This is a genomic window from Mitsuaria sp. TWR114 (assembly GCF_007997345.1).
Window position 1 is genome coordinate 1 of the sequence record NZ_VOSR01000202.1, and the last position, 11230, is coordinate 11230.

Annotated in this window: 10 protein-coding genes and 1 pseudogene; all 11 read right to left on the reverse strand. The window is 66.8% G+C overall.

Annotated elements, in window-relative coordinates; genetic code table 11:
- Positions 1–101: 101 nt before the first annotated feature.
- The 11 genes and pseudogenes from ggt to nuoH all read right to left on the reverse strand — a co-directional run bounded on the left by ggt (position 102) and on the right by nuoH (position 11090).
- The gene (gene ggt, locus FUT87_RS09310) at positions 102–1721 is read right to left on the reverse strand and encodes a gamma-glutamyltransferase (RefSeq protein WP_255489572.1); all 1620 of its coding nucleotides are present in this window, start codon (positions 1719–1721) and stop codon (positions 102–104) included.
- 196 nt (positions 1722–1917) lie between these two features.
- Positions 1918–2405 (reverse strand): annotated as a pseudogene (locus tag FUT87_RS30510) (DUF1178 family protein).
- 12 nt (positions 2406–2417) lie between these two features.
- Positions 2418–3077, reverse strand: coding sequence for an NUDIX domain-containing protein (locus FUT87_RS09320; RefSeq protein ID WP_091724291.1), 660 nt, complete (start codon positions 3075–3077; stop codon positions 2418–2420).
- Complete coding sequence (locus FUT87_RS09325) at positions 3058–3393, reverse strand: DUF2818 family protein (RefSeq protein WP_147240854.1); 336 nt, start codon at positions 3391–3393, stop codon at positions 3058–3060. The genes FUT87_RS09320 and FUT87_RS09325 overlap by 20 nt, the downstream gene beginning before the upstream one ends.
- Before the next feature lie 22 nt (positions 3394–3415).
- Positions 3416–4897, reverse strand: coding sequence for an NADH-quinone oxidoreductase subunit NuoN (gene nuoN / locus FUT87_RS09330; protein ID WP_147240855.1), 1482 nt, complete (start codon positions 4895–4897; stop codon positions 3416–3418).
- Between the two features lie 12 nt (positions 4898–4909).
- Positions 4910–6379: an NADH-quinone oxidoreductase subunit M gene (locus FUT87_RS09335; protein ID WP_147240856.1), complete on the reverse strand. Its 1470-nt coding sequence runs from the start codon at positions 6377–6379 to the stop codon at positions 4910–4912.
- A gap of 18 nt (positions 6380–6397) precedes the next feature.
- Positions 6398–8446 carry an NADH-quinone oxidoreductase subunit L gene (gene nuoL, locus FUT87_RS09340; RefSeq protein WP_091724287.1) on the reverse strand — a complete coding sequence of 683 codons (2049 nt, stop codon included), beginning with the start codon at positions 8444–8446 and terminating at the stop codon, positions 6398–6400.
- Positions 8447–8466: 20 nt separating this feature from the next.
- Entirely contained in the window at positions 8467–8778 is a 312-nt protein-coding gene (gene nuoK / locus FUT87_RS09345) for an NADH-quinone oxidoreductase subunit NuoK (protein ID WP_067273420.1), read from the reverse strand.
- Positions 8778–9419: an NADH-quinone oxidoreductase subunit J gene (locus FUT87_RS09350; protein WP_147240857.1), complete on the reverse strand. Its 642-nt coding sequence runs from the start codon at positions 9417–9419 to the stop codon at positions 8778–8780. Before FUT87_RS09350 ends, nuoK begins: the two co-directional genes overlap by 1 nt.
- 78 nt (positions 9420–9497) lie before the next feature.
- Positions 9498–9980: an NADH-quinone oxidoreductase subunit NuoI gene (gene nuoI / locus FUT87_RS09355; RefSeq protein ID WP_088407447.1), complete on the reverse strand. Its 483-nt coding sequence runs from the start codon at positions 9978–9980 to the stop codon at positions 9498–9500.
- Between the two features lie 15 nt (positions 9981–9995).
- Entirely contained in the window at positions 9996–11090 is a 1095-nt protein-coding gene (gene nuoH / locus FUT87_RS09360) for an NADH-quinone oxidoreductase subunit NuoH (RefSeq protein ID WP_147240858.1), read from the reverse strand.
- Positions 11091–11230 lie beyond the last annotated feature (140 nt).

Consider the following 11230-nt stretch of genomic DNA (forward strand, 5'->3'; position numbering starts at 1 on the left):
GCGGCCGCGGCAGCGCGGCGGCTTCCGCCGCCTCGGCTCAATAGCCGGATTCGATCCCCGGGCTCGATACCCGGGTTCGATGCCCGCCCCGACAACCGCGCTCAATAACCGGCGGCCAGCCCCGTATTGCGGCGCGGATCATTCGCGCCGTAGAACCGGTTGTTGCCCACCGGCTTCCCGTTCAGCGAAGGCGCGCCGACGATGATCGCCGCCAGGTGGTTCGCTGGATGCGGCGCACCCAGCTTGTGGCCCATGCCCTCGAGGATCCGGCGCGTGTCCGGCGACAGCGCGTAGGGCTCCACGTTCGTCAGGTCCGGCATCCACTGGTGGTGGAAGCGCGGTGCGTCCACCGCCTCCTGGACGTTCATGTCGTAGTCGATCGCGTTGATCATCGTCTGCAGCACCGCCGTGATGATGCGGCTGCCGCCCGGTGTGCCCACCACCATCACCGGCTTGCCGTCCTTGGTCACGATCGTCGGGCTCATCGAGGACAGCGGCCGCTTCCCCGGAGCGATCGCATTGGCTTCGCCCTGCACCAGGCCGTACATGTTGGGCACGCCCACCTTGGAGGTGAAGTCGTCCATCTCGTTGTTGAGCAGCACGCCGGTCTTCGCGGCGGTGACCTTGGCGCCGAACCAGTCGTTCAGCGTGTAGGTCACCGACACCGCGTTGCCCCACTTGTCGGCGATGGAGTAATGCGTGGTGTTGCTGCCCTCATGCGGCGGCACGCCCGGCTTGAGGTCCTGCGACACCCCGGCCTTGGCCGGATCGATCGCGGCGCGGATCTTGGCCGCGTAGTCCTTGTCCAGCAGCCGCTGCAGCGGGTTCTTCACGAAGTCCGGATCGCCGAGGGTGCTGTTGCGGTCGACGTAGGCATGCCGCATCGCCTCGATCTGGTAATGCACGCCCTGCGCCGAGCCCCAGCCCAGCTGCCGCAGCGGATAGCCCTCCAGGATGTTGAGCATCTCGCAGATGATCACGCCGCCCGAACTCGGCGGCGGCGCCGACACCACGTGGTAGCCGCGGTAGTCGCACTCGACCGGCGCCAGCTCGCGCGTGCGGTACTGGTCCAGGTCGGCCTGCGTCAGGATGCCCTTGCCGGCCTGGCTCGACTCGACCAGCGCCTTCGCCACCCAGCCCTTGTAGAAGCCGTCGGTGCCCTTGGCCGAGACCTCGCGCAGCGTCTTCGCCAGGTCCTTCTGCACCAGCTTGTCGCCGGGCTGGAAGGCCTTGCCCTTGTTCAGGAAGATCGCCGCGGACGCGGGATCGGCCTCGAAGTCCTTGGTCGCCGTCTGGAACATGTCGACGTCGCCCTGGTCCAGCGCGAAGCCGCGGTCCGCCAGCGCGACCGCCGGCGCGATCAGCGTCTGGCGCTTCATCGTCCCGTACTTCTCGCGCGCGTACTCGAGCCCCGACACCGTGCCCGGCACGCCCACCGCCAGGTGGCCATGCGTGCTCAGGCCCTTGACGACGTTGCCGTCCTTGTCCAGGTACATGTTGGCCGTGGCGGCCAGCGGCGCCTTCTCGCGGAAGTCCAGGAAGGTCTTGCGACCGTCGGCGAGCTGGATGGTCATGAAGCCGCCGCCGCCCAGGTTGCCCGCGGCCGGGTACACCACCGCCAGCGCATATCCCACCGCCACCGCGGCATCGACGGCATTGCCGCCGTCCTTCAGCACGTCGACGCCGACGCGCGTGGCCAGGTGCTGCGCCGTCACCACCATCCCGTTGGGCGCGGCCACCGGCGCGGCGGAGGCCGCATACGACGGCGCGACCGGCGCGAACGCGAACGACGCGGTCGCCGCCGCGGCGCAGACAAGCAATCGGAAAGTCTTCATGAACCTGATTCCTCAACAGATGCGACCGCGCGATTCGACACCGGCCCCGGCATCGCCCGCAATCCCACGAGGCGTCAGGTCGTTACTGGAGAGGGTCTTTCAGCGCGTCGGGCACCGGCAGTGCGACGATGTCGATGCCTTCGTCCGCCAGTTCACGCGCCTCGTCGGGCGTGGCGCGACCGCGGATGCCGCGCTCCTGGGCCTCGCCGTAATGGATGCGGCGGGCCTCGGTGGCGAAGCGGTCGCCGACGTCCTCGGTGTTGGCCATCAGCGTGCGCACCGCCTGGATCACCTGCTTCTGCAGTTCGGCGGCGATCACGGCGCGCCAGGCGGCAGCGCCGGTGCGGTGGGCTCGGGGGACGGCGCCGCCGGCGCGCGCGGCCGGGCCGGCGCGGGCTCGGCGGCGGAGAGGTTCAGCCGCGGGGCGCTCGGCATCTTGCGCACCTTGGCGCTGTTGCACAGCGGGCAGCTCAGCAGGCCGCGCTGCTGCTGCGATTCGAAGTCGTTGGCCGACGCGAACCAGCCTTCGAAGGAATGGCCTGTCTCGCAGGCCAGATTCAGAACCAGCATGATCGGCCGATGCTAGCGGCTCGCCGCCTCGGCCGCCGGCATCCAGTCCAAAGGCCATGCGCCGGCGCGCCAGCGCTGCAGCCACAGCAGGCAGGTCAGGGTCTTGGCGTCGGTGACGCGGCCGTCGAAGGCCATGCGGTCCAGCTCGTCCTCGCCCACGGCCAGCAGGTCGAGGAACTCCTCGTCGTCCAAGCGGCGCTCGCCGGCGACCAGCCCGCGCGCGAAGAAGACCTCGATGCGCTCGTCCGAATAGGCGATCGCGTTGTGCATCACGCCGGCGTAGGCCCACTCGCGCGCGGTGTAGCCGGTCTCCTCGACCAGCTCGCGCATCGCGCAGCGCAGCGGGGGTTCCAGCGGATCCAGCTTGCCGGCGGGGAACTCCAGCACCACGCGGCCCATCGGGTAGCGGTACTGGCGCTCGAGCAGCACGCGGCCGTCGTCCAGCAGCGGCACGATCACGGCGGCGCCGGGATGGCGGATGTACTCGCGCGTCGCTTCGCGGCCGTTGGGCAGCGCGATGCGGTCGCGCTTGGCATGAAGGAAGTTGCCCCGCAGGATCCAGTCGGAACTCAGCGGGGTCTCGCGCAGATGGGGATCGGCATCGGCCGCCGGGGGAATGCCGACCACGCCGTCGGCATCGGGGCGAAGGGCCTCAGGCAGCTTCTTCGTCATCGAACTCTCGCACCTTGGACCGCGAGCGGCGCAGGTAGCGCCACACGAAGCCCGGGAAGCCCAGCGTCACGAACAGCGCCAGCGCCGCCGCGTAGAACTCCCAACCCTGCGGCGCGCGCTGACCAAGCCGAGCCTCCAGCCCGAAGCCGACGGCCAGCGTCGTCAGCGCCAGCAGGAAGAGTTCCAGCAGCCGCCAGCCGGCGGCCTTGGGATCGCGGCGCGGCCCGACGAGCAGGATGCGCGAACTGAGGTAAGGCAGGTTGGCCGCGACCAGCGCGACCACCAGCACCACCCACACCGAAGCGCCCTGCTCCATCCCGGGTCCGCTCAGCGCGCGCTCAGTGCGCCAGCGCGCGGGTCACGGCCTGGCCGCACAGCGCCAGCAGGCCGCCGGGCAGCAGGCCGAAGGCCAGCACCGCGATGCCGTTGAGCGACATCACCAGGCGCGCGTCGGCCGGGGCGTTCAGCGGGGCGTGGTCGGTCGGTTCATCGAAGAACATGACCTTCACGACACGCAGGTAGTAGAACGCGCCGATCAGCGACAGCACCACCGCCACCACCGCCAGCCACAGGTAGAGCGACTGGCCGGTCGTGACCATCGCCTGCAGCACGGCCAGCTTGCCGTAGAAGCCCACCGTCGGCGGAATGCCGGTCAGCGAGAACATGTAGATCGCCATCACCAGCGCATACCAGGGGCTGCGCTTGAACAGGCCGGCCAGGTCGCTGATCTGCTCGGACTCGAAGCCCTGGCGCGCCAGCAGCATGATCAGGCCGAAGCTGCCCAGCGTCGTCAGCACGTAGGTGATCGCGTAGAACATCGCCGAGCTGTAGGCATTCAGCGCATGGTTGTCCGGCTGGCCGTTCACCACGCCCGAGGCCAGGCCCAGCACGACGAAGCCCATCTGCGAGATCGTCGAGTACGCCAGCATCCGCTTCAGGTTGCTCTGCGCGATCGCGGCCAGGTTGCCCACCACCAGCGAGGCCACCGCCATCACCAGCAGCATCTGCTGCCAGTCCGTGGCCAGCGGCAGCATGCCCTCCACCAGCAGGCGCAGCGCGATGCCCAGCGCGGCCAGCTTGGGCGCGCCGCCGATCAGCAGCGTCGCGGCGGTCGGCGCGCCCTGGTAGACGTCCGGCACCCACATGTGGAACGGCGCGGCGCCCAGCTTGAAGCCCAGGCCGGCGACGACGAACACCACGCCCAGCACCAGCACGCCCTTGTTGACCGTGCCGCTGGAGATCACCTCGAACACGCGCGGGATCGACAGCGAGCCGGTGGCGCCGTACATCATCGACAGGCCGTACAGCAGGAAGCCCGAGGCCAGCGCGCCCAGCACGAAGTACTTCATCGCGGCTTCGGTCGAGATGGTGTGGTCGCGACGCAGCGCGGTCAGCGCGTACAGCGACAGGCTCATCAGCTCCAGGCCGAGGTAGATCGACAGGAAGTTGTTGGACGCCACCATCACGTTCACGCCCAGCAGCGCCAGCAGGCTCAGGGTGAACAGCTCGCCCTTGAGCATCTCGCGGGACTCGGCGTAGGGACGCGCATAGACCAGCGTGATGATCAGCGCCAGCGCGCTCACGCCGCTGAGCAGGTGGCTCAGCGGATCGACGACCAGCAGGCCCTGCATCGCCTCGGCCGGCGCGTTGCCCATCGCGGCGAAGTGCATCGCGCCCACCACCGCCAGGCTCAGCTGCGTCAGCCAGTAGGTCGGCGTGCGGCGCGGGTCGGTGACGAACAGGTCCACCAGCGCGACCACGCAGGCCAGCACCAGCAGCAGGATTTCGGGATAGACCGCGACCCAGTTCATGTCATTCATTGTGTTGGGCCCTTATTGGAGCTTGGACACCGCGACGTGCTTGAGCAGCGCGTCGACGGATGGGTGCATCACGTCGGTGAACGGCTTCGGATACACGCCCATGTAGAGCGTCGCGATCGCCAGCACGCCCAGCATCAGGAACTCGCGGCCGTTGATGTCGGTCAGGTTGCGGACGTTGTCGTTGGTCACCGCGCCGAAGTAGACGCGCTTGATCATCCACAGCGTGTAGGCCGCGCCGAAGATCAGCGCCGTGGCCGCCAGCAGGCCGATCCAGAAGTTGTGCTGCACCGAGCCCAGGATCACCATCCACTCGCCCACGAAGCCCGCGGTCGCCGGCAGGCCGCAGTTGGCCATGCCGAAGAACACCGCCAGCGCCGCGAACTTGGGCATCGTGTTGACGACGCCGCCGTAGTCGGCGATCTCACGCGAATGCACGCGGTCGTAGAGCACGCCGATGCACAGGAACATCGCGCCCGAGACGAAGCCGTGCGAGATCATCTGCACCAGGCCGCCGGAGATGCCCAGCTCGTTGAAGATGAAGAAGCCCAGGGTCACGAAGCCCATGTGGGCGACCGACGAATAGGCCACCAGCTTCTTCATGTCGCGCTGGACCATGGCCACCAGGCCGATGTAGATCACCGCGATCAGCGACAGGCCGATGATGAACCAGTCGTAGTGACGGGCCGCGTCAGGCGCGATCGGCAGCGAGAAGCGCAGGAAGCCGTAGGCGCCCAGCTTCAGCATGATGGCCGCCAGCACCACCGAGCCGCCGGTCGGCGCCTCCACGTGGGCGTCCGGCAACCACGTGTGCACCGGCCACATCGGCACCTTCACCGCGAAGGCCGCGAAGAAGGCGAAGAACAGCAGCGACTGCGCCGACATCGGCAGCGGCAGCTTGTGCCAGTCCAGGATCTCGAAGCTGCCCGACTGGCTGTACAGGTAGAGCAGCGCGATCAGCATCAGCAGCGAGCCGGCCAGCGTGTACAGGAAGAACTTGAAGGCCGCGTACACGCGCCGAGGTCCGCCCCAGACGCCGATGATGATGTACATCGGGATCAGCGTGGCCTCGAAGAACACGTAGAACAGCATGCCGTCGAGCGCGCAGAACACGCCGATCATCAGGCCCGACAGGATCAGGAAGGCGCCCATGTACTGGTGCACCCGCGTCTCGATCACTTCCCAGGCCGCGATCACCACGATGATCGAGATGAAGGCCGTCAGCGGCACGAACCACATCGAGATGCCATCCACGCCCAGGTGGTAGTGGATGTTGAAGCGCTCGATCCAGGACGCGTTCTCGACGAACTGCATCGCCGCCGTCGAGGTGTCGAAGCCGGTGATCAGCGGCAGCGTCACCAGGAAGGAGGCGACCGACGCGACCAGCGCCATCCAGCGCACCGCGCCGGTGTTGTTGTCGCGTCCGAGCGCGAGCAGCAGGCCACCGCAGACGATGGGCAGCCAGATGGAGAGACTCAGCAACATTCTTATTCTCCGCCCGCGTCACAGACCCAGCAGGGCCTTGAATTGGGGCCACATGGAAGGCCACAGCTGCCAGGTCATCAGACCCACGACACCCAGGATCATGACCAGCGCATACCAGTACAGGTGGCCGGTCTGGATCAGGCGCACCAGGCCGGCGATGCCGCCCACCGTGCGCGCGGAGCCGTTGATCAGGACGCCGTCGATGACGCCCTGGTCGCCGGCCTTCCACAGGCCGGTGCCGAGGGCGCGGGCCGCGCGGGCCAGCACGTTCTCGTTGAACCAGTCCATGTAGTACTTGTTCTCGAGGATCGTCACGATCGGGCGGAAGGTGCGCGCGATCGCGGCCGGGATCGCCGGGCTGATCATGTAGAACCAGTAGGAGACCGCCACGCCGGCCACGGCCAGCCACAGCGGCAGCGTCTGCAGGCTGTGCAGCGCCATCGCGAAGGCACCGTGGAACTCCTCGCCCAGCTCGTGCATCGCGTGGTGGAGCTCGTGGTTCACGACGATCGCGTCCTTGAAGAACTCGCCGTGCACCATCGGGCCGATCGTCAGGTAGCCGATCACCACCGACGGGATCGCCAGCAGGATCAGCGGCACCGTCACCACCCAGGGCGACTCGTGCGGCGTGTGGTCATGCCCGTGACCGTGGTCGTCGTGATGGTCGTGCTCGCCCGGGAAGGGCTTGTGGTGGAAGTGCTCCTTGCCGTGGAAGACCAGGAAGTACATCCGGAAGCTGTAGAACGCCGTCACGAAGACGCCGGCCACCACCGCGAAGTAGGCGAAGCCCGCGCCCGGCAGGTGGGAGGCATGGACCGCCTCGATGATCGAGTCCTTCGAGTAGAAGCCCGAGAAGAACGGCGTGCCGATCAGCGCCAGCGAGCCCAGCAGCGAGGTGATCCAGGTGATGGGCATGTACTTGCGCAGGCCGCCCATGTTGCGGATGTCCTGGTCATGGTGCATGCCGATGATCACCGAGCCCGCGCCCAGGAAAAGCAGCGCCTTGAAGAACGCGTGCGTCATCAGGTGGAACACGGCGACCGAGTAGGCCGAGGCGCCCAGCGCCACCGTCATGTAGCCTAGCTGCGACAGCGTCGAGTACGCGACCACGCGCTTGATGTCGTTCTGGATGATGCCCAGGAAGCCCATGAACAGCGCGGTGATCGCGCCGATGATCATGACGAAGTTCAGCGCGGTGTCCGACAGCTCGAACAGCGGGCTGAAGCGGGACACCATGAAGATGCCGGCCGTCACCATCGTCGCCGCGTGGATCAGCGCCGAGATCGGGGTCGGGCCTTCCATCGAGTCCGGCAGCCAGACGTGCAGCGGGAACTGCGCCGACTTGCCCATCGCGCCGATGAACAGGCAGATGCAGGCCACGCTCAGCATCATCCAGGGCTCGCCGCCGAAGGGGTTGGCAAAACCGATCTTGGCCAGCTCGGCCGACTTGGCGAAGGTCTCGGTGTAGTTCAGCGAACCGCCGTAGGCCACCAGCAGGCCGATGCCCAGGATGAAGCCGAAGTCGCCCACCCGGTTCACCAGGAAGGCCTTCATGTTGGCGAAGATGGCCGTCGGCTTCGTGTACCAGAAGCCGATCAGCAGGTAGGACACCAGGCCCACCGCTTCCCAGCCGAAGAACAGCTGCAGCATGTTGTTGGACATCACCAGCATCAGCATGCTGAAGGTGAACAACGAGATGTAGCTGAAGAAGCGCTGGTAGCCGGGGTCTTCCTCCATGTAGCCGATGGTGTAGATGTGCACCATCAGCGAGACGAAGGTCACCACGCACATCATCATCGCGGACAGGCCGTCGATCATGAAGCCGACTTCCATCTTCAGGCCGCCCAGCACCATCCATTCGTAGACGGTCTGGTTGAAGCGCGCGCCGTCGAGCACCGCGCTCAGCGTCATCGCCGAGAGGATGAAGGCGATCAGCACGCCCAGGATGGTGACGACGTGGGCGCCGCGGCGGCCCACCTGCTTGCCGAACAGGCCCGCCACGATGGCGCCCGCCAGCGGGGCCAGCGGCACCGCCAGCAGCAGGTTCTGGGAGAGTGTTGCAGACATTGTTTTTCTCGCTTCCCTCGTCAGCCCTTGAGGGCGTCCAGCTCTTCCACGTCGATGCTGCTGCGGTTGCGGAACAGCACGACCAGGATCGCCAGGCCGATCGCCGACTCGGCGGCCGCCACGGTCAGGATGAAGAACACGAACACCTGGCCAGCCATGTCGCCCAGGTAGTGCGAGAACGCGACGAAGTTCATGTTGACCGCCAGCAGCATCAGCTCGATGGCCATCAGCAGCACGATCAGGTTCTTGCGGTTCAGGAAGATGCCGATCACCGACAGCGCGAACAGGAACGCGCCCAGGATCAGGAAGTGGTTCAGGCTCAGCGCACCCATCACACGGCTCCTTCGTTCTTGTCAGCCGCCGCCACGGACGGGGCTTCGACGGTGGGGGCGACCTTCACGATGCGCAGGCGGTCGGCCTTCTTGACCTTGACCTGCTGCGAGGCGTCCTGGTGGCGCGAGTCCTTGCGGCCGCGCAGCGTCAGCGCGATCGCCGCGATGATCGCCACCAGCAGCAGCACGGCGGCGATCTGCAGCGGGAACAGGTAGTTCGTGTAGATCTCGATGCCCAGCAGCTTGGTGTTGCCGAACTGCGCCATGCCGGCGATCTCGGGCGCGTTCTCGACGCCGCGGAAGCCGCCCATCAGCACGGCCGCGATCTCCAGCGCGATCAGCGCGCCGACGAGGCTGGCCACCGGCAGGTGCTTCCAGATGCTCTCGCGCACGGCGGTGGACTCGAAGTCCAGCATCATCACGACGAACAGGAACAGCACCATGACGGCGCCGATGTAGACCAGCACCAGCGTGATAGCCAGGAACTCGGCCTTCAGCAGCATCCACAGGCAGGAGGCACTGAAGAACGACAGGATCAGGAACAGGGCCGAGTGAACGGTGCTCTTGGCCGTGATGACACGGAACGCGGAGCCCAGCAGCACGGCCGAGAAGACGAAGAACAGCGCGGTAGTGATATCCATGCGATTTCCTGCAAGCAGGCCGCCGGCCGCGGCGCCCTCCCCTCGCTCGCGCGAGGGTCCGGGCAGCCGCTCGACCGGTCAGCGGTACTTGGCGTCGGCCTCCTTGCTGGCTGCGATCTGCGGCTCGTACCGGTCCCCCACCGCCAGGAGCATCTCCTTGGTGAAGTAGAGGTCGCCGCGCTTCTCGCCGTGGTATTCGAAGATGTCGGTCTCGACGATCGAGTCGACCGGGCAGCTCTCTTCGCAGAAGCCGCAGAAGATGCACTTGGTCAGGTCGATGTCGTAGCGCGTGGTGCGGCGCGAGCCGTCGGCACGGACGTCCGATTCGATCGTGATCGCCATGGCGGGGCACACGGCCTCGCACAGCTTGCAGGCGATGCAGCGCTCCTCGCCGTTCTCATACCGGCGCAGCGCGTGCAGGCCGCGGAAGCGAGGAGACAGCGGCGTCTTCTCTTCCGGGAACTGCACCGTGATGTTCTTCGAGAGGAAATGCCGGCCCGTCAGGGCCATGCCCTTCAGCAGCTCGGTGAGCATGAAGCTCTTGACTAGGTCCTTGATCACAGCAGATACCTCGGATTACTTCCAGATGTTGAACGGCGACTGGATCCACAGACCCACCACGACGAGCCACACCAGGGTGACCGGAATGAAGATCTTCCAGCCCAGACGCATGATCTGGTCATAGCGATAGCGCGGGAAGGTCGCGCGCACCCACAGGAAGCAGGTCACGACGAAGAAGGTCTTGGCGAACAGCCAGAACCAGTTCCAGAAGGCCATGGTCTGCTGGACGAAGGCCGGCGTGTCCATGCCCAGCAGCGACCAGGAGATCGGCGCCGACCAGCCGCCCAGGAACATCAGCACCGCCAGGGCCGACACCAGGATCATGTTGGCGTACTCGGCCAGGAAGAACATCGCGAAGGACATGCCCGAGTACTCGATCATGTGGCCGGCCACGATTTCCGATTCGCCTTCGACGACGTCGAACGGATGGCGATTGGTCTCGGCCAGGCCGGAGATGAAGTACACGAGGAAGATCGGCAGCAGCGGCAGCCAGTTCCACGACAGGACATTCACGCCGTGCGACGCGAACCACCCATGTTCCTGGCTGGTGACGATGGCGCTGACGTTCATCGAGCCGGTGACCATCAGCACCACGACCAGGCAGAAGCCCATCGCGATCTCGTAGGACACCATCTGGGCCGAGGCGCGCAGCGCGCCCAGGAAGGCGTACTTCGAGTTGGACGCCCAGCCCGCGATGATCACGCCGTAGACCTCCAGCGAGGTGATGGCCATCAGGAACAGCAGGCCGGCATTGACGTCGGCGATCGCCGCGCCGGGGCCGAAGGGCACGACGGCCCAGGCCGCCAGCGCCGGCATGATGGTCATGATCGGGCCGAGGAAGAACAGGCCCTTGTTGGCGGCGCTCGGGACGATGATCTCCTTGAAGATCAGCTTCACCGCGTCGGCGATCGGCGTCAGCAGGCCCATCGGACCGACCCGGTTCGGGCCCGGACGGATCTGCGACCAGCCGATGGCCTTGCGTTCCCACAGCGTCAGGTAGGCGACGCAGCCCAGCAGCGGCAGCAGCACGGCGATGATCTTGAGCAGGCTCCAGACCACCGGCCAGACCATGCCCAGCATCGAGGCGCCGGCGTTGTAGAAGTTTTCCATGGTCGTCTCGTCCTCAGGCCTTGGTCACGGCGATCGCGCCGGTGAACGCGCCCAGCGCGGCGGTCTCGGGGATGCCGGCGGGAATGCGCACCACGTTCGCGGGCAGCGACGCGTCCAGCTGCGCGGCCAGCACGGCCTCG

Coding starts and splice junctions, on each gene's coding strand:
- ggt (WP_255489572.1), bottom strand. CDS start 1,721: ATGGTGGTGACGGCGCAGCACCTGGCCACGCGCGTCGGCGTCGACGTG.
- FUT87_RS09320 (WP_091724291.1), bottom strand. CDS start 3,077: ATGACGAAGAAGCTGCCTGAGGCCCTTCGCCCCGATGCCGACGGCGTG.
- FUT87_RS09325 (WP_147240854.1), bottom strand. CDS start 3,393: ATGGAGCAGGGCGCTTCGGTGTGGGTGGTGCTGGTGGTCGCGCTGGTC.
- nuoN (WP_147240855.1), bottom strand. CDS start 4,897: ATGAATGACATGAACTGGGTCGCGGTCTATCCCGAAATCCTGCTGCTG.
- FUT87_RS09335 (WP_147240856.1), bottom strand. CDS start 6,379: ATGTTGCTGAGTCTCTCCATCTGGCTGCCCATCGTCTGCGGTGGCCTG.
- nuoL (WP_091724287.1), bottom strand. CDS start 8,446: ATGTCTGCAACACTCTCCCAGAACCTGCTGCTGGCGGTGCCGCTGGCC.
- nuoK (WP_067273420.1), bottom strand. CDS start 8,778: ATGGGTGCGCTGAGCCTGAACCACTTCCTGATCCTGGGCGCGTTCCTG.
- FUT87_RS09350 (WP_147240857.1), bottom strand. CDS start 9,419: ATGGATATCACTACCGCGCTGTTCTTCGTCTTCTCGGCCGTGCTGCTG.
- nuoH (WP_147240858.1), bottom strand. CDS start 11,090: ATGGAAAACTTCTACAACGCCGGCGCCTCGATGCTGGGCATGGTCTGG.